The following is a 24,025-nucleotide window of genomic DNA, read 5'->3' as shown; positions in this document are numbered from 1 at the left end:
ACTAGACGTACTGGGAAGGCGAAGACCGCGCGTTGTAAGAAAAACTTCATGAAAAAGAATCGGCGGCCGCAAGGCGCGGACTGCCCGGCGGCGATTCTGGCCGTGCGAGATGACGGCGCTAGCGTGCAAGGCGAAAAAAAGCGGCCAGGGGATGCTGGCCGCTTCATGACAAACCGATGACCGCCGGCGGCTTGCCGGCGGTCATGTTCACATCGTCAGCTTGCGTCGTTCGTCGGCGCTCAGCGACGCGGCTTCGCTGGTGTCCAGCGGCCCCGCGCCCAGCACCTGAACGGCGCTGGCGCGGTCATACGCCGGCGCGGCCGCCGACGGGCTGCCCTGCGGCACGGGCGCGGCGCCCGCCACGGGCTCGTCGCCATATCCCAGGATCTGCACGTTGATCACCGAGGGCTGGTTCTGACGCGCCTGGCTCTGGGCGCGCTGGGCGGAATCCTGCGCCGCATTGACCGCCGAAGTCGCCGCCGCGCTGGCCGACGACAGCGCGCCGGTGTTGACGGACGCCGTCACCGGCACGCCCGCGCTGTCGCCCTGCGCCTGGATGTTGGCCGCGTTCACCACCTGCAGGGCTGCGATGTTCACGTTGCCCGACACGCGGATGCCGGCTTCGCCCGCATCGATGGTGCCCAGCGGTGCATACAGGTCGACGTCGCCGGCCGGCACCTCCGGCAACGGCGCCAGCGTCGCGATGCCCGCGCCGGTGCTGGGCGCGTTCGGCGACAGGGTCACGTTGCCGAACGCGTCATAGACGCGCTTGGGCGGCGTGTATAGCACCGTTGTCTTGGAACCGCGGCCCGCGTTGATGTCGCCTTGGGCCGACCACGCCGTGATGCCGCCGCCAAACGTCGTCATCACCCGGCTTTGGCCCAGCAGGATGCTGCCCAGCGCGTACAGCTGGATGCTGCCTTCGCCCTGCGTGATGATGCCCGCGGAAGCCGGCGGCGCGACGCCCTCCACGCCGAACACCTGCTGCCCGCCCGGCGTCATCAGCTGGATATCGCCGCCGAAGCTGCTGCGGATGCCCGATGCGCCATATAGCGTGAGGTCGCCTTGATACGCCCCCGGCGCCGTGTCGGGGAACAGCGCGGCGATGGCCTGGCGGCCCCGCAAGTAGCTGCCGTTGCGCGGGTTGGCCTTGTCGTTGTATTCCCGCCCGCCGGAACGCAGCTCCGCGAAGTAGACCTGTCGCGCGAAGACGCGCTGCTGCTCCGCCGGCAACGCCGAAAAATAAGCGCGCGCGTCGTCCGTGCTGCCTGAAAAGCCGTACCGCTGCGTCAACCACAGCAACAGTTCAGCCTCGTACGTCTTGAACGCCAGGCCCTGATCCACCAGCGGGCGGCTCGGGTCCGCCGCCTTGGCCGGGTCCAGATACCGCGCCAGAAAGCCCGCGTAATCGGGCCCCTTGGCGCCCACGCCCGCCAGCACGGCGATCGATGCGCCGGGGCGGTGGTCGCCCGGCATCACCGCGCCCAGGCTGTTGATCGACGCCCGGTCGCCCATCAGCACATGGCGGCCGGCAGTGACTTCCAGCGTGCCGGGGCCGGCCACCTGGAACGAACTGTAGAGAATGTCGCGGCCCGCCGACACCCGCGACACGTCCAGCGCATCGCGGTGCAGGAACAGATTGCCGGAAGAGGTGGCCGAGGCCACGCCCGCCGCAAAGTAGTAGCCGTTGGTTGTAGGCACGTTCAATTGCGCGCCGGTATCGGTGCCCGACGCCACGATGTCGCGTCCGGCCATCATCCACACGGGACCCGACGCCTCGTACCAGGCCTGCCCCAGGTTGGGGCCCGCGATGATCGCCAGCGTTTCGCCGCTGCGCAGCCCCACGATGTCGCCGTCGCGGGCATACAGGCGCGTGACCTGGTCGGACCCGGCCGCACTGGCCGTGGGCGCCTCGAAGTAGAACAACGGAAAGTGCGCGTTGCGAGCGCCGACGATGCCGTTGGCGCCCTGGTTGCTCAAGGTGACCGCGCTGGTGGCCTGCGAGGTATAGCCCGCGAACGCCGGGGCCAGCACATTGGCCACGCTGGCCGGATCGGCCCCCGAGCGGTTGATGGCGTAGCCGCCCGCGTAAATCGAATTGCCCGCCAGCAGTTCAAGCTGGCCGCGCGCGCCGGGCGCCAGCGTCAGCGAATACGGCAGGCCGCCGTCCTCGGCGTTCAGGTAGCCGGCCGAGACGCCCGCGTAGATGCTGCCGTCGTACGCGGTGGCGCGCAGGATCGACGGGTACAAATAGCGCGCATCCGACGCGGACGTGTTGCGGCCGGTCTGCAGCGCCAGGCTTTGGGCGCTGTGCGACGTCTGCCGGCTGGGCGTCAGGTTGCCGCCCGCGCTGGACAGTTCAATGGCGGTGTTGGCCGTCCACATCGAAAACCAGCTGTAGCCGCCGCCATCGATCCGCGTGCCGTCGCGCAACCGGAACGGCGTGCTGTTCTGCAACGCGACACGGCCCGGATCGCTGGCGCCGCCCACCACCAGGTCGCCACGCGTGTCCAGCCGGATCACCGCATCGCCCGGAATCAGCGCCAACCCGCCGGTGGCGCTGGCCAGCGACGATTCATAGGGATCGAAGCCGCGGCTGTCCTTGGCGTCGCGCAGGGCCGGCTGGCTGCTGTAGCGCAGGTCCAGCCCGCCGATCGCGCCGCCCGCGAACTGCACATTGCCGCGCAGGTTGATCAGCGCGCCTTGCATGTCGATGGCGGGATCGCCGTAATACGGCGTGGGCCCGGAGGTCGACGACACGCCGCCGCGGGCATTCTGCGTGGGGTTGAGCGCCCCGCCGATGCGCAGGTCGATATCTCCGCCGCCGGTCAACGTCATGCCGCCGTCGGCCGCGATGCGGCCGGAGCTGCCCACCGCCACGACCAGACCCTGGCTGCGCGGGGTGCTGCGCGAACCGCGCGCCTCGATGTTGCCGGCATCACCATCGGTGCGCACGCTGACATTGCCGCCGCCCAGCGCGCCAAAGCCGGTAAAGCCCACCAGCAGCGGCGTGGTGTCCTTGAAGTCCGACGGTGCCTGGGTGTAGCTGCCGAAGTTGATCCACCATGCGGTTGGCGTATCGCCGCCGTTGGCGCTGCCCGTCCCCTGGCGCCACAGCCAATTGCCGACGCCCACGCTGGCGTCCACCCTGCGGGCATCGAACGTGCTTTGCGCAGTCTGGCCCCACGCGTCGCCGCGCAATGCGCCGCCGGCGTACAGGCTGAGGTTGCCGCCGGCTTCGGGATACCAGGCCTGGTAACCGCTGCCCGCCGTCACGAACGGCTCATAGGTCGCCGCATGGTCGTCGCCCAGCACCGTGGCGCCGAATCGTCCGCGCGGCAATTGGTAGGCGGACGCGATGTTCGCCGACTGCGTGCCGGCGGTGTACACGCCATAGGCCGACATCAGGCTGATATCGCCGCCCGCGTTCAGGTCCAGGTCACCGGTGCCGGTGCGCAGCACGCTGAAATTCTGCGTATGCGGCGTCACCGAAACCGCGTTGGCGTCACCGCGCTCGCAGAATCCTTCGATCACGTCGCAAAGCCATGCCATGTCGTCCGGCACCGGCGTGCCGGGCTCGAAGCCTGACTGTTCGGCGTCCGGCCCCCAGACCCACCCGCCGCCCTGGACCAGGCTGGCGTTGTAATGCGTGTCCGCCAGCGTCAGCTTGCCGGCGGCCGGCCCGGTCAGCACCCGGCGCGGATCGGCCGCGTCCAGGTCGGCGCCGGCCACCAGTTGCACCGACCACGACTGGCTGCCTGCGGGCAGCATCTGGGCCACGGCCCAATTGCGCCGCTGATCTGCCGGCGTGCCGGGCCGCAGGTCCACATAGTCGGTCCCCGCCGGGAATACCAGCTTGGTCTGCGACGGAATGAACGCGCCTTGCTTGAGCGTAATGGTGCCCTCCATCAGCAGCACGTTCGGCTCATAGCCCTGCGTGGTGTACAGATTGGGCAGGGCCACGTTCGCGGGCCAGGTGAACGACTGCAGCGACGTGCCGCCGGCCAGCAGCGTGCCCGCCCCCAGGCGCGTGCCGGCGGGCAGGTCCACCGCCTGGTTCAGTACCGTGCCGGCGCCGTACAGCAGTTGGCCAGACGCATCCCGCACGTCGCCGGAAAGCACCGTGCCGCTGGCGAGAGACAGTTCCTGGTCGAGCGCGGCCTCCACCGGCAAGCGGGTGCCCGCCGCCAGTTTCACGGCCTTCAGGGGCAAGGGATAGTTCAGCGTCTTGCCGCCGGGGAACTCGGTGCCGTCGGCAAGCGTGACGCCGCCGCGCGGCAACACCACGTCGCCGCCAAACGGCTGCACGCCGGGCGTCAGCACCCAGCCGTGCTCGTCGTCCGGCGTGGCGGCCGGCGGCGCGAAGCCGTCGTTGATGCTGCCGTAGACATCCAGGTTGCCCTTGGCGCGCAGGATCAGCGCGCCGGCCTCGCCCGAGCCGTACACCCCCGTCAGCGGCGAGCTCGGGTTTACGCCCGCATAGCGGTAGCGCGACAGGTCCAGGTCGCCCTGCACCACCAGATCACCGTCGGCGGTCTTGCTGACGATTTCCACGCCCGGGCGCAGATGGAACACGTCACGATACGTGGCGTTGTTCAAGCCAGCCAGCTTGCCGTTGATCAAGTTGCCATTGACCACCGCGCCGCCCATGAAGGCGGTGCTGTCGCCGTGCTTGGCTTCCAGGTAGGCCTGATTGATGATCTGGTACTCGCGGCCGTTGGTCCGGTCGCCGGAGTTGCCCACATCGGCGTCGTCATAGCGCTGCATGGCAGTCAGCGTGATCGACTTGGCGCCGTCGATCGCGAGCGGGCCACGCGCCTCGATGGCGATATCGCCATAGCGGGCGGCGGAACCCGGTGCCCCGCCGCCGTTGATTCCCGTATTGCCGGCCGCGTCGATGCGTGGCGCCAGCAGTTCCAGCGTGCCGCGTTGCACGCCGTCGTGCTGCCCCGTGGCCAAGGTGCCGTGACGCAGGTCGATGCGCGCGCCGCTGGCCAGGGTCAGCACGCCTTGGCCGGAATTCAGTTCCACCACCGCGCGGTTCGGCGCGTCGATGATCTTGCCGTAGCTGTCCACGCGCATCACCGTGCTGTGCGCATCCAGCACCGACGCCCCCGCCAGCGTCAAGCCGTCCCGCGCCGCCAGGCGGATGCGGCCTACCCGCTCGCCGCTGGCGTCCACCCGGCCCGCCACCATCAGGCTGCCGCCGTCGATCGACAGGTTGACATCGTTGGCGCGCAGCGTATCGCCGACCGTCAGGCTGCCTTGCTTGATCTGGAAACTACGTGCCCCGAACACGCCGCCGTCGTTCAGGCGTTGATTCAGCGCGTCGAAATCGGCATTCAAGGCGCCCGCCGCCCCCAGCCGCTGCGCGCGGATATCGACGCTGCCCGCGCGGTACGGCACTGCGGTGCCGCCGGCGTCGTAGTGACCCGAACTGGCGCCCACGATGCGGCCCAGCAGCTCCACCTGACCCGCGCCTGCCGCCAGCGCCACGGCCCGCAGGCTGCCGGCGTTGTTCTCCTTGGCCGACAGATCGATCACCGAGCCGGCCTCTTGCCGGATGCCGCCCTGGCTGCTTTCCAGGATCAGGTCGCCACCCCAGCTATAGCGCAACACGTCGTTGAAGGCGATGGCGCGGCCGGCCAGGTCCAGTTGCGACGCGGCGCCCAGCACCACGCTGTCGCGGCCTTGCAGCGTCAGCTTGCCGCTGGGCAGCACGATGGCGCCGTCCACGCGCACATTGGCGCCCGCCAGGCTCAGTTCCGCGCCCAATTCCTGCACGGTTGCCGCCTGCGCGCCCGGCGCGGCCGCCACGCGCACGTCGCCGCCGGCCGTGATCTTGTTCACCGATCCCGCCAACCCGGTCAACAGCGGCGTGTTCAGGTTGAGATTTCCGCCGCTGTAGGTGTAGCCGCTGCCGCTGGCATACGCGCCTTGCGATTCATACACCGCCAGGCTGCCGCGGTGATTGGCCGTGATGCGTTCGCTGGCGTTCAGGTTGACGCTGGCAAAGCCCAGCGCCAGGCGGCCGTTGTCGTCCAGCCCGCTGGGCTGCGCCCCCTGGCCGTAGCCGAACTCGATGCGTTCGGCTTCGATGCGCAGCACACCGTGGCCCGTGCCGGCCCCGCCTGCCGCCACCGCCCCCGGCGCCTGCGTGGCGCCGCTCCAGATCAGGTTCTGGGTGCGGATGCTGGCCTCGTCGCCGGCAGCGCCGTAGCCGTAGATGGCCGGCGTACCCAAAGACAGCGTGGCCAGACTGTACTTGCCGGTAAGCGGATCGCGTGTATCCAGCGCGACGGTGCCGTAGAAATTCATGGACTCGCGCGCCGTCAGCGTCAGCCGCTCCAACGCCGGGGCGCCGGTGCTGGTGTCGCCGCGCAGCAGACGCCCCAGGATGGTCTGGTTCAGCGTCAGCCCGTTGGGCAGCACGCCGCGCGCGGCCGCCTGCGCCAGCGCATCGGCGGTGCCCGCGTTGATCGCCCCGACCGCCAGCGTCAGGTTGCGGGTGCCATACGACACCTGCTCGCCCAGGTCGAAGGTGCCGTTGGTGGCCGCGGCGATCGTGCCCTCGGAATACAGCCGCGTCACGCCCTCGCAGGGCAGCGCCGCGCAGGTGCCGATGCGGATCATGCCCGCGCCCAGCGCATCAGGCGCCAGGACATCCAGGCGGCCGTTGGACACGGCCAGCAACCCCGTGCTGCCCGGTTCAAACGCATACCCGTTGGTCGAATCCACCGACGGCGCGCCGCGACCCAGCGTCGAAATGCCGGCGCCCGCTTCAAGCTCGATCGTCCGCGACGAAATCAACACCTCGGGCGCAGCCAGTTGCGCGCCGGCGCGCATCACCACTTCGTTGGCACCGCCCTGGAACGTGTAGAAGCGGCCGCCCTGGCCGTACATCACCACCGGCAGCGCGCCGATCACCAACCGGCTGGCGCCCAGTGCGACCAGCGCATCGGCCTGCACCGAGGCGCCCGCAAAGCCCGCAGTGGGCGCCTGGCCCGCCGCCAGGATCTCGACGCTCGTACTGCCGCCGGTGAGCGCCGCCGCCCCCCCAAAGCCGCCCTCGGCGGCTTTGAAATCGGCCAGACCGTCAAAGCGCAGCGCCTGCCCGTCCTGCGACCCGGCATGGACCGCCAGGCGCAAGGTCCGGCCGTCGGCCGGCAGCATCGCGCGCGGCACGCCGCGCGTGGCCGCATCGGCACGCACAAAGTTGGCGTAGCTGGTCTCGTTGTATTGCGAATAGGTGCGCAGCACGTTGGCCGGCGTCAGGATGACGGGGGTCGCCAAGCTATCGGCCACCCGCGTGCCGGCGGTGGACAGCGTGCCGCTGGCCGCCCACGACAGGTTGCGCATCTGCGCCGGCACCATGGCGGCGCCCGCCGTCGCCCCCGTATTGATTTCGACGCGGAACGCGCCAGGCAACAAGGCATAGGTCGACGGCATCAACGTATAGGTGCCGGCCGGCAAGCCCGGCACACCCGCCCCGATGGTGATTTGCCGCCCCAGACCCGGGGCCGAGGCGCCGGCTTCACCGCCGGCCGGCGCATAGCCCGGCTGCACGCCCGGCACGATGGCATAGACGGGGTTGTCCGCCAGCCCGGGCAAGGTGAAACCGCCCTTGGGATCGTTGCGCACCAGCGGGGAATAGCGCGCGTCGGTCGAGCCACCACGTCCGGACACGAAGCCCGCGCCGGTCAGTTCACCGCCGCCGGACAGGTCCAGCACCGATCCCGGCAGCGCATCCACATCGCGGAATCCCAGTGTGATGCCCGTGCGCAACGACGCGCCGCTGCCCGATCCGGTGGCGCCGCCCGCGCCCACCAGCGCGACTTCCGCGCCCTTGAACTTGTACGACACGCCATCGGTCGTGCCGCCGTAGGGCATCCATAGCCCGGCGCCGCTGACCGAGGTCACGCTACCCGGCAGCAACGTCAGGCGCTGCGTGCCTGACGTCGAACTCACATCGCCCAAGACGATGGCGCCCAGCGGCGCGCGCACCACGCCGCCCTGCTCCACGTTGGTCGCCGCCAGGCGCAGCGAGCCAAACGCCGAATACGGCACGGCCGGCAACGGCGCAGTGGCCCCGCCGGACCGGCCCACTCGCAGCATGCGGGTCGGATCGAACACATTGATGCCGGAAACCGGGTTGCGGGTATAGCCGGCCAGCACCTCGGCCTCAGCGCCCGTCACCGGGTACAACTGCGCGGCGATCAGGTCCAGATCGCCGCGCGTCCACAGTCGGGTGCGCGGCTCGCTGTCGTTATTCAGCAAGAAGCGCAGGTCGCCACCGCTTTCCAGCGTCACCCGGTCAAAACCCGGCCGCGCCACCGCCAAAAGGCCGCCCACGCTGCGGTTGATGCTGCCCTGGGTGCCAAACGACAGGCTATTGCCCACTTCCAGCAGGTCGGTGGCGTGCACCGTGAAGACGCCCGTCCCCATTGACGGCGCATCGCCGAACAGCACGCGCGGCCGGATCACGCCGTTGGTAGCGGTGTACTTGCCCGGCCCGGACAGGCGCACCTGAGACGCCGCCAGGTTCACGCGCGTTGCCGCGTCGGCGTCCGGCGCCAGCGAAAACGCGCCGGCGTACAGATGCAGGCTTTGGCCGAGCGCGATATCGATCGCGCCGTCAAACGACATCAAACCATTGGACAGCAGCCCCAACTGATCAAAGCCCCCGCCCGCCAACAGGCGCGCGACGTCCAGTCGGGCCTGCCCGTAGCGCAGCGCGTCGGCGGTCTCGCCCGGCTTCAGATCCGACGCCAGGGCGTTGCCCGCGCCGGCTGCCAGTACCAGCTCGCGCGGCACCTGCACCTCCATGCTGGACGGGTTCTCGCCCGCGCCGAGGTACAGCGGCGTTTCCAGCGCGATATCCAGGGCGCCGCCTGCGGCGTTTGCGCCACCGGCCCGCGCGATGAACGTGCCGTCCAGGAACAGGCCGTTGTAGGAACTGAGCGCGATGCGGCCGCCGTTGCGGTCCAGCTGCAGGGGGCCCACCCCGTTGACGTCCACGGTCGCGCTCGAACCGGACGCATCCAGCACCGCGCCCGGCCGGATGATGACGTAGGCGTCGGAAGAGGTCGCCGTGGCGCGGTCATGATTGATCTCGCCGCCGATCACGATGACGCCGCCTGCGTCCGCCACGCCATAGCGGCGGCCCTGCGCGTCCACGCCGGTTTCCGCGCGGCCGGCCACGTTCAGCACCGCCTGCTCGCCGATCCAGATCGACCGGTTGTGTACTTGGCCCGCGGCGGTCTCGATGGACTCCGCCACATCGATATCGCCCATGCCCAGTTGGCGGATATCGATCTTGCCGCCGGCCGCCGTCAACGCGCCCAGCACCGTGATCTGGCCCGCGCCGCGCAATTGGATCGCCTGCCCCGGGTCCACATTGATCTGCGCGCCGCGGTCGACAAGCAACGCCGCATCGGCATCCGCTCCCGGCAGCGACAGGCTGCGGCCGCTTTGCAGCGACAGACTGGCGCCGCGACGGCGCGTCACCGAGCCCGCCACGGGGTCATGCTGGTAGACCGGCGGCAGCCAGATTTCCAATGCCGCGCCGGCTGGCGCGCCCGTCGCCATCCTGGCCGCGCCGTTCACCGGACGGTACACCGGCATCGACACGTCGATGCGCGTGTCCTCGGCCACCGAGGCGCCGCGGCTGCCGGTGATCTCGTAACGCGAGAACCCCTGCTGAAACAACGGCGCCGCCAGCGCCAGCACGTCGTCGCCGGCGTCAGATGGTTTGGCGCCCAGCACGACCTTGCCCGCCGTCACGGCCAGCGTGCCGCCGCCCTCGACGCCATAGCCCCGCAGTTCCGCATCCAGCACCAGCCGACCGCCGGTGGCGGTGCCGGCCGCCACCGCTTCCACGGTCACGTTGCCGCCCTTGCCGCCGGTGACGTTGCCCTTGCCGCGCAGCGCGGCGCCCGAGCTCACGTCAATCACACTGCCGGCTTGCAGATCAATATCCAGCGAGCTGCGCAGCGACACGCTGCCGCCGTTCAGATACGGCATGTCGCCGGTCTGCCCTGGCGCCTGCGCCAGGTTGGCCCACAGGCCCGACGTGTCCAGGCGTGCCCGCGCGCCCAGCGCCAGCCGGTCGTCGGTCAGCCCGCCACCCGCGTTCGCCGTGCCCGCCGTGGTGTCGGCCATGCCGCCGGGCGTGGCCTGGAACAGCACATTGCCCAGCCGGATGCTGCCAGCGTTGGCCGTCAGCGCGGCGTCCACCGCCAGATTGTTTGCGAACAGCGTGATGTCGCCCGCCGGGGCCACCGTCAGATCCGATTGCACCGTGATGTCGCCCGCAGCGATCTTCACGGCGCCCAGGCCAAAGCCATTGAGCCGCGTCGTATCCAGCTGCAGGATGCCCGTGCGGTCGGCGGGCAGCGCCGTGTCCAGGTCCAGGCCGGCGGCGACTGCCGCCACCCGGTCGGACAGCACCACCTGATTGACCGTGTCGTCCCCGCGCCCCAGCACGTACTGCAGCGTGCCCGTGGTCTTGTTGTAGTACGGCATATAGGTGCCCACCACCAGCTGCGCGCCGCGTGCCACCGCGCGCTGCGATTGCTGGTAGCCATCCAGGCCGGCCTTCGCGGCGGCGTTCTGCCGGTCGCCCTGGAACGTCGTGCCGATCAGCTCGCCTTCCAGCACCGCGCTCTTGGTGCCGATCAGCAGCCGGCCCGCGTCCCGGCCCACCGTATAGCCGGTCTCGAAGCGCTCGCGCGGCGCGATCAGCGGGTTATAGAAGTAGCGCGTCTGGCCCCATCGTTCGCTTTGCGCCTCGTACCCTTTGTACAGGCCCGCATAGGCCAGGTCCCCCGGCGCACGCGACACGTCGTACAGCCTGCCGTCCACGCCGCGCAGCCACGTCTGCCGGATCATGCCGTCCTGCACGTCCAGCGTGCCGCCCGACACGTTGATCTGCGAACCGGTGCGCGTCACGACGTCGCCGCCCGTGAATTCCACGTTGCCGCCCTGCGCCATCCATTCGTTGACGGCGTGCCCCTGCGTGCCCAGGTAGCCGCTGACCTCCAGCAGGCCGCCGGCCGTGTACCAGCGGTCGGTCGCGTAGCCGTTGGTGCCGGCGGGCACAAAGACAAGATCGCGCAGGTCGACCCACACATCGTTGCTGTTGAGCTTGCCGCTGTCCCGGTTGATCGGCGCATCGCGCTGCTCATTGCCCTGGACGTTGATCTTGATGTTGTTGTTCTCCATGGCGACGGGCACGCCCACGGCGCCCGCCACATCCAGGATCGCCCCGTCGCGCACCAGGCTGCGCTGCGACGCGTGCACGGCGATCTGCCCGCCCGTGGCCAGCGTGATCGAGCCTGACGCGAAGTCCACCGTGCCGGAGCTGCCGATCTCCACCCGAGACAGCTCGCGCCGGTCGGCACCGGCCGCCACCAAGGCCGTATCCGTCTGCGTCGTCACCGGCACTCGCAGGCCGTCCCGCTGGCTGTCCAACGCCAGCGCGCCGCTGCGGTCCAGCAAGATCGCCGTCGTGCTGTTTTCCGCCAAGGTGATCTTGCCGGCGTCGCCCGCCGCTTTCAGGTGCACCGTTCCCCGCGCGTCCACCGACGTGCTGGACAACACCACCCCGCCTTGCACGACATCGCCGCCCGTCAGCGTCACGTCGCCCGTCGCCGCCTGGATCAAGCCGGTGTTCGCGACGCGCCCCGGCGTGCCGCCGGGCGTCACTTCATTGCCCTTCGTGGTGGACACGAGATTGCCCGACGTGCCTTGGCCGCGCTTGATCGTGAAGCTGTCGCCCGCCGCCAGCAGGGCCTGCCCGCCCGGCGTGTCGATCGTGCCCGCGTTCGCCGTTTCCTTGCCCAGAAGCAGCACATAGCCGCCGCCCGTGGTGGAGGTCGTCGGCACCGCCGTCCGGATGGACGCGCCCGCCTGCACCTCGACGCGGCCCAGCGCGTCCTGGAAGGTCGGCTGCGCGCCGTTGTCGGCGTACAGCCCTTTGTCGCGGAATTGCGCATCCGTGACCGTGGCCGCTGCCGCCACCAGATTGCGCGCATTCACCTGGCTGGTGCCGGAGAAGATCACGCCGTTCTGGTTCACCACCATCACCGTGCCGTCGGCTTTGATCGCACCCTGGATCTGGCTGGGTTTGGCCGATGCGCCGACCACGCGGTTCAGCACCGCGTCGTCCGTGCCCTGCTTGAATTGCACGGTCGTGTTGCGGCCGACGTTGAACGTGTCCCAGTTCAGGATCGCCCGCGATTGCGTTTGCTCGATGGTGACGACCTGGCGGCCGTTCTCCACGCTGGGTTTGGCGGCTTTCGCGCCTTCCCATTTCGCCAGGCCTCCCTCGGCCGCCCACAGCCCGCCTTCAGCCAGGCCGTCGGGCACATCGCTGCCGTTGGCGGCCGCCGCCGCGCGCGCCGCCGCCTGGGCGGCCTGCTGCGCCGCCACCGCGGCGGCCGTGCGGTTCAGGTTGTCCAGCGAACGCTGCAATTGCTGGCGAGATTGCTGCTGCTGGCGCACGCTGCTGCCGATGCCCGCGACGCTGCCGTCCGGCATGCGGCCCGTGCGTTGCGCCGTGGACTGCACGGCATTCTTGTCGGAGAACCAGCCGGGGCTGAACGCGCGTGTCTGCGCCTGCGCCGCGCCGCTGGCGCTGCCCGCGATCAACAGCGCCGTCACCGCCTGCGACAGCGGCGTCGGACGCCAGTTCGGGCGCCCGCGCCCCGGCGCGCGCGCCGTGTTCCTCTTGCCGCCCATTTCCGACATCCGTGCCTGCATGATCGCCATCCCTTGTTCCAATCGCGCGTGTTCGCCACCTAGAACAAGACAGACGGATGGAAAAATGCCGACCAGAACCCTGTCACAAATAATTCATCAGAACGCCAGGGCGAAACCGGCCTATGACAACAGGACGACACCCGCCGGAAGACGGGTCACGTGGGCCCCGTAGGCGTCCCGGATCAGGCGTTCCGCGTCGGCCACCTGCGCCAGCGAAAAGCGCGCTTGCACCATCCGCTTGCCCAGTTGGTCGTTCATCAGCACCAGGCGGCCGCGCCGATAGCGGTTCAACTCGTCCACCACTTGCGCCAGCGGTTGCTGGTCGAACACCAGCCATCCTTGCCGCCACGCGGTCACGATAGCGGGGTCGACCTGGATCGGCGGCATCACCCGCTGGTCGTCATAGCGCAGTTCGCGGTTGGCCACGACATCGAATACGCCTTGCGCATGCGCCAGCCGCACGACGCCCGACAGGCAGCACAGCCGTGCCTCGCCGCCGATGTAGCGCACGTTGAACACCGCCTCCTTCGCCGTGATCCGCCCTTTGCCCGCGACGACGACGGCCTGGGCCGCCCCGCTGCGGATCTCGGCCTCGCCATCGGCCAGTTCGATCACCGCGCCGTCGCCGCCGCTGCTGACATTGATGCGCGTCAGCGTATTCATCTGGACATCCAGCGCATCGCCGAACACCACCCGCCGCTGCTCGCCCGCCGCCGTGCGGTAGTCCGCACCCAGCGTGTCCAGGCCGGGCCACAGCCCCAACGGCGGCTTGAACGCCAGATAGGCGGCCGACGCCGCCAACGCGCCGCCCAGGAATGCCCGCCGGCCGCTCACCAGCGACTTGCGCGCCTGGTTGCGCGCGCCCTCGGCCACCACTTCCTGCACCGCCGGGCCCACGTCGCGCCACAGCTGCTTCTGCGCGGTGAATGCCGCCTGGCGCCGCGGGTCGGCCTGCAACCATTCCCGGAACGCCCGGGCATCGGCCTCGGTGGCGCGGCCAGAGGTCAGGGTCAGCAGCCAGGCCCGCGCCTCGCGCGCAGCCGCATCATGGTTCTTGTTATTTCCGGGCAGGCTCATCGTCAGTGCCATGGTTCTTCGTCCCCGCCCGCCGCACGGCCGGACAACGCCCCTGCCCCCATGCCCGCCACGTGCAGTTCCCGCGCGCAGTGTTCCAGCGCGCGTTTGAGTTCTTTAGAGACAATGCGCTCCGACACGCCGTAGCGCCGCGCGATTTCCGCGTGGGGCAACTCGTGCACGCGCGCGGCCAGCAGCATCTGCTGCGTGCGCTCAGGCAATTTGCGCAGCGCACGCTGGAAGGCGTCGATCTGGTTGCGGCCCTGCGCGATGCGCGCGGGGTCAGCGGCCTCGTCCGTGATGTGGATCAGCTCGCTTATCTCTATTCCCGTCAGCAAGCGGGAGTCTCTGCGCCGCTGGTCTTCTGCGATGTTCAACGCCACGCGGAACAGATAGGCCGCAGGCTGCTGGATCGACGAACTGGCGGGCAAGTCATTGACCTTCAAAAAGGCTTCCTGCATCGCGTCATGCGCCAGGTCTTCCGACCCGAGGCGCCGTTTGAGCTGATTGCGGAAGTCGTTGTAGCGCTCCAGGAACAAGGACCGCAGCGAGTTTTCCGGTTTGCTATCCCGCACGGCCGGCTCCGGATTCTGCCACGCACTCGGCCGCGCTGCGCGGTTCCAGCAGGACCGTCAGCGGTTGCGGCATACCCGCCGGCAAAGGACCGATCACCACGCCGCGCAACGCGGCTTCCAGCCTGCCGTCCAACCCCGGCGAACCGGTCGTCGCGACCCAACCGACGCGGCTGACCCGCCAGGCCTTGTCGAACCACAATTGCACCAAAGCCCGATAACTGCCCGGCTGCGTACCGGCCGCCTTGCACAAGGCGCGCTTCAGCGCGCCCTGCACGACGGCGGCATAGGGCGTGTCGCGCAACCGCTTGTCCGGTCGCCGCGCGGCGGCGGCCTCTTGCTCTGTCGAGACCAGCGTGAACGACTGCGCGCTGGCGTACCGGATCGCCAGCGGCGACCCGGCCAGCAACTTGCGCAAGGCATCGCCCGGCGTGTAGTTGCCGATCACCGCCGGGGCCTGCCTGCCGACGGTCAACGTGCTGTCCACCAGCACGGTCAGCCCGCTGGCCAGGCTGTATTCGACCAGCGCCTGAGCCAAAGGCTGCGCAGTGATCGCGAAAGCGACGGGCTTGGGAGGCGGTTCCGCTTGGCCCGCCGCCGCCAGCGTGAGCAGGCCCAAGGCCAGACAGGCGCGCAGCGCCGTGCCGCAGCCGGTGAAGGCGCCGCTCATGAACGTGACCGCAAGGGGGAATTGCCTGACATGGCCGCAACACCAGGCGCTTGGGCGCCCGCCCTAACAAAAGCCGCCATGCTAGAGGCGCCGAATGACGCATTCGTGACACCTTTGCCGCTGCGGCCCGGCGCCCGACACGCAACGGTCACCTGCGCGGCGCCCGCCCTCCCTATACTTCACGGATCCCGCCGGCCGCGATCCGCCGGCACTGCTGATAGGAGCGCGCATGCGCACGGTGCCCCTGGCCGCTGGCCGCGTTGTCCTGCTGTTGCTGTCCGCCGCGTTGGCCGGGCCGCTGTCGGCCGCCGAGCCCCAAGCGCCCGCCGCCCCTTCGTCAGGCGCGCAGAAACCCGCCGCGCCCGGCGGCGCGTGCATCGACACGGAAGTCAACGGGTATCGGGCGCTGTCCTACGACTGCCTGAACCAGAAGATGGCGCCCGACGCCCCCCAACGGCCAGCCCCGGGGCTGGCGTCGGAAGCGGTCACGCAGCGCCCGCCCAACCAGATGGGCCTGCCCACGCCGGCCACCATCGGCAACCGCATGGGCAACACGTTCGGCACGTCCGCCTACCCGCAGCGGCCGCAGCCATAGGGGTGTGGCGGCAGGGCGTCAGCCCAGGCGCGTGATGAAGTAGATCTTCTTGACGAACTGGTCCACTTCCCAGCGGCCGGTATAACCTTCCGGCATGACGAAGGCTTCGCCCACCGTCAATTCGTGCACGGTGCCGTCGGGGTCGACCAGGCGGGCCGAGCCCTCGACGATGTAGCCGAACTCGATGTAGCCGGTGGTGTTCGACTGGAACACGCCCGCGGTGCTTTCCCATACACCGGCCTCGGCTTTGCCGGCGTTGCCCTCAAAGGCGGTGACGGTCAGGAAGGCCGCATCGCCCGAAATCGGACGGCGGGGTTTGCCGGGCACCGGATCCTTCAGGGGGCCGGCATCAATGCGGACAAGCCGCGACTGGTCATGTTTCATGGGACACCTATCAATCTCGTTATGCGGTCGCCGGCCAATTGCGCCTAATGCGCGGCCACCACCAGCACCTCGGCCATGGCCCGGCTGACGGTGCGCATGCGGTGCGGCAGTTCGGAATCGAAATAGACCGAATCCCCGGTCTCAAGGCGGAACTGGCGTTCGCCCACAAAGACTTCGATGGCGCCCTTGAGCACCAGCAGGAACTCTTCGCCCGGATGCGGGAACACGGCGGTGGCGTCCGGAAAGTCGCGCGGCGGATGCACCACGAAGGGCTCCATCGCCTTGACCTTGCGGCGCCCGGCCAGCGATTCATAATGATATTCGCTGCCCAGCCCGCCGCGTTGCAGGGCCTCGCGGTCCGCCACGCGCACCACGCTGACCACCTCGTCCTGGGCCGTGTCATCCGTCCCCACCAACTGAGACACGCCGACGCCGTAGGCTTCGGCCAGCCGCAGCACGGTCGAGATCGACGGCTCGCTCAAGCCGCGTTCCAGCTTGGACAGATAGCTTTTGGTCAGGCCCGTGCGCTGCGCCAGCTGTTCCAGGGACAAGGATTGCTGGCGGCGCAGGGTTCGCAGGCGATGGGGCAGATCGATCATGGGCAAAGGGTCGAAAATCCGACCGGTAAGCATGCCCGAAACCGGCCCCGCCGTCGAGCCGCCCTCGCTTCACCCCGCCCCGCCCCCTCAGGCCAGCACGTCGGCGTGGGCGCGCAGCGCGCGCCGGGCGTAGTACGAAAAGCCCACCTGGGAACGCTTGGGCGTCAGGATCCAGGCGTGCGCCTCGCGGCCCAGCGCCGGCGGGATGGGCTGGATCTGGCCAGCCGCCATCGCCAGCAGCTGCATGCGCGCCGCCCGCTCGAACTGCAACGCCAGCACGCAGGCCTCTTCCACCGAACCGGCGGCGATCAGCATGCCGTGGTGCGACAGCAGGATGGCGCGCTTGTCGCCCAGCGCCGCCGAAATGATCTCGCCTTCCTCGTTGCCCACGGGCACGCCCGGCCAATCCTTCAGAAAGGCCACGTCGCCATACAAGGGGCAATTGTCCATATGCGAGATCTCAAGCGGCACCTCCAGCATGGACAACGACGCTGCATGCAGCGGATGCGTGTGGATGATGCAGTTCACGTCCGGCCGCGCGCGGTAGATCCAGGAATGGAAGCGGTTGGCCGGATTGGGCATACCACCGCCTTCCTGTACCCGCAGGTCCTCATCCACCACCAGCAGGTTGCTGGCCGTGATCTCGTCGAACCCCAACCCTAGCCGCTGCGTGTAATAGCGGCCCGGCTCGCCCGCGCGCGCCGTGATCTGCCCGGCCAGCCCGGAATCATGGCCGCCGTCGAACAGGATGCGACAGGTCAGCGCCAGACGTTCGCGCAGGCTCCACTGCGGCGTGTCGAACTGGCGCTGCATTTCCGCCTTCGCCCGCGCGATCAGTTCGTCTTTTCCCAGGTGCATCGTATCGTTCATCATGTCTCCGTCATGCCGCATCGATCAACGGCGTAAATCCCGGCAAGACGCGCACGCGCGCCAGCCAGGCAGTGAGTTGGGTAAAGGCGGACAGGTCGTAACCGCCCTCTTCCGCCATGCTGGTGTAGGGGTACAGCGCCACGTCGGCGATCGTCGGCGCGTCGCCCACCAGATAGGTCCGGCCCGCCAGATGCGCGTCCATCAGCGCCGCGGCTTTCATGCCGATCGCGCGCCAGGCCACCATCGCCGGATCATCCACGGCCGCAGTCCTGCGCAGATGGATCAACAGCCGCGGCTGCGCAAACGCATGCATATGCTGCGTCTGCTCGAAACTCAGCCAGCTGCTGACCTGCGCCTGCGTCAGCCGATCCGCCGGCAGCCAGGGCGTACCCTGCGCCAAGTACCACAGGATCGCCTGCGATTCGGCCAGCCATTCACCTTCGGGCGTCAGCAAGGCCGGCACCTGCCGCCACGGATTGATGCGCGCGAACGCGTCGGTTTCAAGGTCGCCCTGGACGATGTCGAACGTGCGCCGCGCCAGCGGCAGGCCCATGAAACCGCACGCCAGCCGGATCTTCCACGCGTTGCCCGAGCGCAGCGTGTCGGCCAGTTCCAGCGGCTTGCCCGCCAGGGGATGCTTCGTCTGAGTCATGCGGTCAGTCCATTTTGATATTGGCGCGCTTCACGATCTGGGCCCACTTGGCCTTCTCTGCCGCGATGAAGCGCTGATATTCGTCCGGTGCCCCCGTGTACAGTTGCGTGCCCTGGGCCTCCAGCCGTTCCTTCAATTCCGCCGACGCCAGCGTCTTTTGCAGCGCGGCATTCAAGGCCGCCACCACCTCCGGCGGCGTGCCGGCCGGCGCGAAAAAGGCGTTCCACGAACTGATCTGCAACTGCGCGTCGCCCACCTCGGGGCTGGCGGGCACTGCAGGCGCCGACGGCAACCGCTTGTCCGCCGCCACCGCCAACGCGCGCAACTTGCCTGAGGCCACATGCGGCATGATGACCGGGCTGGCGTCCATCACCACGTCCACCTGCTCGCCGATGGCCGCATTGACCGCTTCGCTGCCGCTCTTGAACGGCACATGCACGATGTCCAGGCCCGCCGTCAGCTTCAACAGTTCCAGCCCCAGATGCGGCGAACTGGCATTGCCCGCCGACCCGAAATTCAAACGCGCCGGATTGGCCTTCGCATAAGCCACGAATTCACTGAACGACGCGGCCGGCAACCCCGCCCGCACCGCCAGCACATACGGCGACCCGGACACCATGCCCACCGGCGCGAACTGGTTCGCGTCGTAGCTCAGCTTGCTGTAGATCAGCGGGTTCACGACCTGCGTGCCGACCGTCCCCATGAAGATCGTGTACCCGTCGGCAGGCGCCGTGGCCGCCATCTGCGCGGCAATCACACCGCCCGCACCGGGCCGGTTTTCAATGACGATACTCTGGCCCAGCACATCGCCCATGCCCTTGCCTACCTGGCGCGCCACGATATCCGTGATGCCACCGGCGCCGAACGGCACCACCAGCCGGATAGGCCGTTCCGGAAACGCCGCCTGCGCGCCCGCCACCATTCCCATCGCCAACGCCAACGCGGCCAATCTGCCCAAAACCTTCATGCCATTCCCCTTGATTGCGCCGTGTCGGCCCTAATGACACAAAGTGTCCTATAGAGCATTGATTTTCCGCAAGGAGAATGTGATTGGGGGAATCCCTGAGGGCGCGCGGATGGGGTTCGGTTTTTTCGTTGAAGTGCGTCTTTCGCCTTCGGCACTCAAGAGCAGCCATTGTGCGACCATCTTCCTACCTTCTACGCAGATAGACGGCCTGCAGGTCGAAGAAAGGCGAACCTCGGGATAAGCGCGATTAAGCGCGTGCGGCCAGACTTGGCGCTCCATGCGCTATGGGCCGACCCCTTGCGCCCTCGTGGATGCCGGGCGCGGCGCAGCCCCAAAAGCGCCACTCCCCCGGCAAGACGACTTACGGCACGGGCGGGAAGTCGACGTCGGTATCGTTGATACGATTGAAGGTGTTGGTGTAGATCGTGAGCGCGATCGCCAGTGAGATCTCGGCCAGTTGCGTGTCCGTGTAGCCGACCGCGCGAATCGCCGCGAACTCGCTCTCGCTGATAGTGCCCCGGGTATTCTGCAAGATCAGCACGAAACGCACCAGGGCGTCGCGTTTAGCCTCACCCGTGGCTTGGCCGGCGCGAATGGCATCCAGCGAGTCGGCCGACAGGCCCGCCATCTTGCCCAGCAGATGATGCGCGGCCGCACAATAATCGCAGCCAGTCTGCTCGCTGACTAGCACCTTGATCGTTTCGATGTCTTTCTTGCTGAGGCTGCCAGACGCCAATGCGCCTTCGGCGGCCAGCACTGCGGCCAGGGAGGCGGGGGCCAGATGGCCCAATGCAGCAAGCAGGTTAGGCACAGCACCGCCTGGAAGCCTTTTGATCTGGGCGTAAACGTCAGCAGTGGCGCCAGTAGCGGATTCGACGGTGGGAATAGCGATACGGCTCATGGTTTGACTCCTTTGATAGGTGATTCGGAGTTGTCACTTTAGGCTGGCCCCGCACGTATTTCGAGCCTGCATCGGCTCGAAATTATGCCCATAAGGATCAAACTCCATATATCAACTAAACACCACGAGCGTTGATCAATGCAGGCAGCTCGTCCAATCCCCCGATCACGGCCTGAGGCGTAGCGCCCAATTCATCAAACGTGTTGTCGCTGCGGTTCACCCAGCAGGTCTGAAACCCAAAGTGGCGCGCGCCGGAGATATCCCATGCGTTCGAAGACACAAACAGAATCTCATGCGGCAACACGCCCAGGGCTTGGCAAGCGAGCGCATAGACTCGCGGATGGGGCTTGAACACGCCCACAGCCTCGACGCTAAGCAGATGAGCAAACTTCTCGTGCAGACCGGAACTCTTCACGACGCTGTCGATCGAGAAAACCGATCCGTTCGACAAGATGGCCAGCGGCAAGCCGGCGCTGTTCAAGCGCTGCAATGCCTCGGGTACTTCTGGATACGGCGACAGTTGCAGATAGGCGTCGCACAGCTCGCTGCAAGTCGTCTTGTCGAGATCGAGCTTCAGGTGATTGCAGACGTAGACAAGCGCGTCATGGGTTGCTTGCTCGAACGAAACATACCGCCCCATCAAGCTGCGCAGCCACGTGTATTCGAGTTGCTTCTGGCGCCACATGGCACTAATCTCCATACCTCGGCCGGGATACGAGGCATCGCATCGCTGCACTACGGAATGAACGTCATACAGCGTGCCGTAAAGGTCAAAGACAACAGCCTTGGTATCCGACATGCGACTCTCCTGTGATTTATGCTGACGGCAATCAGGCCGCCGGGGGAAGGTTCGTAGGGCACAACGCCCGCTGAGTCTCCTCATCATTGAATTTCTTGAACTCGGCATCGGATCCAACCATCCGCACGCGCGTGACAGCAGGTTTGGTGTCGACCTCCCAAAACTAGCGCTTGATATTTGGGTATGGCGCCAAGGCGTCCTCGACGCCCTTCATGCCCCTGAACGCCTGGTCCAGCCATCCCCGCGCACAGATATCGGCAATGGTGTATTCATCGCCAACGATGTACTCCCGGCGGGCCGGATAGGCGTCCAGGACTTGATAGTGACGCACGGCTTCGCGGCTACAGCGATGGACAGAGTAGTCCTGCCTGCGGGCACCTTGCCGTTATGAGCGAAATCTTGGCGCGATCGGGCGACGGATGGTAGTAGAGGCGGATCATTTTCAATGCGCCTTACTTGCAGTCTCAAGAACGAGAACCGGTCGCGGACGCCTTGCGGCAAAAGCCACGCCGATTGCGATGACGGCGATTGCAGCAACGCCCAGCAAAGACGGGGTCTCTCCCAATACAGGCACCGCCAGGAGCGTCGCCAGGACGGGCACCAACGCCATCATGGCGGCCGCTGCGCCAGCGCCAAGAAGGGCGATGGCCCGGTTATAGGCAAAGAGCGCCACGCCACTCATGAGTACGCCTTGATAGACGAGCTGGAATACGATTTCCTGGGGCGACGCCTGGCTAAGCCTCGACAGGTTCCAACCCACATACACGGGGACGAAAATCACCGCCGACCAGAAACAGATTAGCGCCGCCGACTGAAGCGCCGACAGCCGACTGCTGCGAAACCGCACCGAGTACACGGCCCAAGTCAGCGCCGCCAACACCAGCGCGCCGTAGCCCAGCGGATCATTGCCTCCATCCACTCCCGGGCGGCTGATCACCAGCGCGATCAAGCCAAACAGGATCGCCAGATAACACCATATCGTCGACCCAGCCGGACGCTGCTTCGTAGCAAGCCACCCAAGCAGGCCAGCCAACACGGGCATCAGCGCGGGAACCATCGATGAGGCTTGCGCTGCCGTGGTGAGCTTCAGCCCCGTGGCGACGAGCAAGGTAAAGGGCGCCCCCCACAGCACGGCATAGAGCAGGCCTTCCAGCCAAGCCTTCGCCGGCAACCGTTGCTTGAACAACACCGGGGCAAGCAGCACCGCACCGGCCCCAAAACGCAGCGCCGTGAGATCCCAGATGCTCAATTGTTGATGGGTGACCGTAAATCGCGTCGCCACGAACCATCCGGAAAATATCAGGACCGAGATCGCTGCGAAGGTCAGGCCGCGGACCCATCGCATGGGCGAAACCGAATTGGAGGACGTGTTCACGGTTGCCAAAGTGTTGGGAAAAACGGGATCCGAAGGCAGGAATTCTTCGGCCTGTGGGAAGTCATGGGCATGGCATTGTGTTTTATATCAATTGATCTAAAATTTCAACCTTATTGACCACTACCCCGGCATGCGCCGGACCTTTGAGTAATCGTCATATGGGTCGACCAAGAGAATTTGATGAAGCCGAAGTCCTGGCTGCCGCCATTGACTGCTTCTGGGAACGCGGGTACGAAGCGACCTCGATCAGAGAGCTGGCCGACAAGATGGGACTGACCGGCGCAAGCCTGTACAACGCGTTCGGCGACAAGCGCACCCTATACCGGCGGGCGCTCAATCACTACATCGAAACCACTTTCGCTGATCGCGTGCGCCGGCTCGAAGGCAAGCTGTCTCCCCCAAGGGCGATCAGCACCTTTTTTGCGGAGATCATTCAACGCTCCCTGGACGATGAGCGACGCAGGGGATGCATGCTTGTGAACTCGGCGCTGGAGGTCGCCCCGCATGACCCGGAGTTCCGCGAGATCGTCACCGATGTCCTTGGGCATATCGAGGCGTTCTTTCGCCGCTGTGTCCAAGCCGGGCAGCGCGACGGCACGATAACGACATCCCAGTCGGCCACGGACCTGGGGCGGCTGCTACTGGGTGTTCATATCGGATTGCGCGTTCTTGCCAGGACCAGACCCGAGCGGCCTCTGCTGGAAGGAATGGTCAGGCCTGCGCTGGCTCTTCTTGATCCTCGTGCAGATGACAAGCAGAATGCTGGACAGTGATTGAACGACGAGGGAGCGCTGGCTTAGACTACCGTCCTCTACGCCTCGGCGAGGGTTGAGCGTGCCAAGCGGCGCCATTGCCCGGGAGTCATGCCCATCCATTGGGCGAACGCGCGCCGAAAAGCTGACACCGATTGATACCCTACCGACTCGGCCACCGTCTCAGTACTCATTGTTGGCTTCTTCAGCTCATTTGCGGCCAGACCCATCCGGATATCGGTCAACAGTTCCATGGCCGAGCGGCCCAGCCTGTCTTGGAAGTGGCGCATGAAGGTAGCGCGCGACATACTGCACAGCTCTGCCAGATCGGACAGCGTCCAGGCCCGCGCAGGATCGCCGAACATAGCCGAGATGGCGGGGGCCAGCCTGGGATGGCCAGCCAGGGCTAGCAATCCCGCCGGAGCCTGCGCGGATTCACTTGCCACGCGCAGCACCAGCGTAAACAGCGCTGACGTCAGCGCATTGAGCATGGCGTATCCACCCAACTTGTCGCCAGCGGATTCCGCGCGCATAAGGTCCACGAGACGGGCCAGGTGATTGGAGGCGGATCCGGCGCCTTCGCCCCCGTTGCCGTCCGCGGCCCGCACGAGCAGCTTCGTGGGCAGGTAGTCGCGAAGCAGCCGGTCATGAGGAGGTCCTATAAAGAACCGCCCGCACAACATGTCCAGATGCTCGCCTGTGCCGTCGTTCTCGCTGACGGTCCATCCCGTCAGACCTACGCGGTTATACGTATGCGCCGGCGCCCGTCCGCTGCCATCATGGAGCACATGTGCCGACCCGTGAGGCAACAGCACGATGTCGCCGCCCACCAGTTCTCCTACTGTCCCGCCCTCAGGATCCTCAAGGAAAGCCCGGCCCTTTAGCACGACGTGGTAAGGAATCTCGCGTGCGGTGGCCTGGCCGTAGGCTACACGCCACGGGGCGCCGTATGCGCAGCGGACTTCCAACTGGCCGGTAACGGTGATCATTTTCAGAAGGGAGCTCAACCAGTCCAGTTGCGGCATGGGTTATTCGGGCGCCTCGCGCGTAGTG

The 24,025-nt window shown here is 67.4% G+C and carries 15 protein-coding genes and 1 pseudogene; 2 read left to right on the top strand and 14 right to left on the bottom strand.

Annotated features, from left to right (window positions below):
* Positions 1–207 precede the first annotated feature (207 nt).
* From A9973_RS05075 to A9973_RS05060, 4 genes are all read right to left on the bottom strand, one after another.
* Positions 208–12,771 carry a filamentous haemagglutinin family protein gene (locus A9973_RS05075; protein ID WP_183012670.1) on the bottom strand — a complete coding sequence of 4,188 codons (12,564 nt, stop codon included), beginning with the start codon at positions 12,769–12,771 and terminating at the stop codon, positions 208–210.
* Positions 12,772–12,882: 111 nt separating this feature from the next.
* Complete coding sequence (locus A9973_RS05070; RefSeq protein WP_183012669.1) at positions 12,883–13,851, bottom strand: FecR domain-containing protein; 969 nt, start codon at positions 13,849–13,851, stop codon at positions 12,883–12,885.
* Positions 13,842–14,411: an RNA polymerase sigma factor gene (locus A9973_RS05065; RefSeq protein ID WP_370539444.1), complete on the bottom strand. Its 570-nt coding sequence runs from the start codon at positions 14,409–14,411 to the stop codon at positions 13,842–13,844. The genes A9973_RS05070 and A9973_RS05065 overlap by 10 nt, the downstream gene beginning before the upstream one ends.
* Positions 14,401–15,078, bottom strand: coding sequence for an STN domain-containing protein (locus A9973_RS05060; RefSeq protein WP_183012668.1), 678 nt, complete (start codon positions 15,076–15,078; stop codon positions 14,401–14,403). Before A9973_RS05060 ends, A9973_RS05065 begins: the two co-directional genes overlap by 11 nt.
* A gap of 229 nt (positions 15,079–15,307) precedes the next feature.
* On the opposite strand from A9973_RS05060, the gene A9973_RS05055 reads away from it, so the two are divergent.
* Positions 15,308–15,673: a hypothetical protein gene (locus tag A9973_RS05055; protein WP_183012667.1), complete on the top strand. Its 366-nt coding sequence runs from the start codon at positions 15,308–15,310 to the stop codon at positions 15,671–15,673.
* An 18-nt stretch (positions 15,674–15,691) separates the two neighbouring features.
* Here A9973_RS05055 and A9973_RS05050 read toward each other — a convergent pair whose 3' ends face one another.
* The 9 genes and pseudogenes from A9973_RS05050 to A9973_RS05010 form a co-directional block, all read right to left on the bottom strand.
* Positions 15,692–16,057, bottom strand: a complete 366-nt coding sequence (locus A9973_RS05050; protein ID WP_006222026.1) for a cupin domain-containing protein — start codon at positions 16,055–16,057, stop codon at positions 15,692–15,694.
* A gap of 44 nt (positions 16,058–16,101) precedes the next feature.
* Positions 16,102–16,656, bottom strand: coding sequence for a helix-turn-helix domain-containing protein (locus tag A9973_RS05045; RefSeq protein WP_183012666.1), 555 nt, complete (start codon positions 16,654–16,656; stop codon positions 16,102–16,104).
* Between the two features lie 87 nt (positions 16,657–16,743).
* Positions 16,744–17,526 (bottom strand): aldolase, encoded by a 783-nt coding sequence (locus A9973_RS05040; RefSeq protein ID WP_183012665.1) that lies wholly within the window; start codon positions 17,524–17,526, stop codon positions 16,744–16,746.
* A 10-nt stretch (positions 17,527–17,536) separates the two neighbouring features.
* Positions 17,537–18,178: a glutathione S-transferase family protein gene (locus tag A9973_RS05035; protein ID WP_183012664.1), complete on the bottom strand. Its 642-nt coding sequence runs from the start codon at positions 18,176–18,178 to the stop codon at positions 17,537–17,539.
* A 4-nt stretch (positions 18,179–18,182) separates the two neighbouring features.
* Positions 18,183–19,145, bottom strand: a complete 963-nt coding sequence (locus tag A9973_RS05030) for a tripartite tricarboxylate transporter substrate binding protein (protein ID WP_183012663.1) — start codon at positions 19,143–19,145, stop codon at positions 18,183–18,185.
* A 361-nt stretch (positions 19,146–19,506) separates the two neighbouring features.
* Positions 19,507–20,046, bottom strand: a complete 540-nt coding sequence (locus A9973_RS05025; RefSeq protein WP_183012662.1) for a carboxymuconolactone decarboxylase family protein — start codon at positions 20,044–20,046, stop codon at positions 19,507–19,509.
* 115 nt (positions 20,047–20,161) lie between these two features.
* Complete coding sequence (locus A9973_RS05020) at positions 20,162–20,845, bottom strand: haloacid dehalogenase type II (RefSeq protein WP_183012661.1); 684 nt, start codon at positions 20,843–20,845, stop codon at positions 20,162–20,164.
* A gap of 163 nt (positions 20,846–21,008) precedes the next feature.
* Positions 21,009–21,188, bottom strand: a pseudogene (locus A9973_RS31065) (glutathione binding-like protein); the annotation flags it as partial.
* 99 nt (positions 21,189–21,287) lie between these two features.
* On the bottom strand, positions 21,288–22,220 hold the full coding sequence (locus tag A9973_RS05010; RefSeq protein ID WP_183012660.1) for a DMT family transporter: 933 nt from the start codon (positions 22,218–22,220) through the stop codon (positions 21,288–21,290).
* Between the two features lie 158 nt (positions 22,221–22,378).
* Here A9973_RS05010 and A9973_RS05005 point away from each other — a divergent pair, with 158 nt between their 5' ends.
* The gene (locus A9973_RS05005) at positions 22,379–22,993 is read left to right on the top strand and encodes a TetR/AcrR family transcriptional regulator (RefSeq protein WP_183013159.1); all 615 of its coding nucleotides are present in this window, start codon (positions 22,379–22,381) and stop codon (positions 22,991–22,993) included.
* Positions 22,994–23,031: 38 nt separating this feature from the next.
* On the opposite strand, the gene A9973_RS05000 is transcribed toward A9973_RS05005, so the two are convergent.
* Positions 23,032–23,997, bottom strand: coding sequence for an AraC family transcriptional regulator (locus A9973_RS05000; RefSeq protein WP_183012659.1), 966 nt, complete (start codon positions 23,995–23,997; stop codon positions 23,032–23,034).
* Between the last annotated feature and the right edge of the window lie 28 nt (positions 23,998–24,025).

Source organism: Achromobacter sp. UMC46 (assembly GCF_014170335.1).
GTDB lineage: Bacteria > Pseudomonadota > Gammaproteobacteria > Burkholderiales > Burkholderiaceae_B > Achromobacter.
This window is presented reverse-complemented; position numbering and strand designations above follow the sequence as displayed.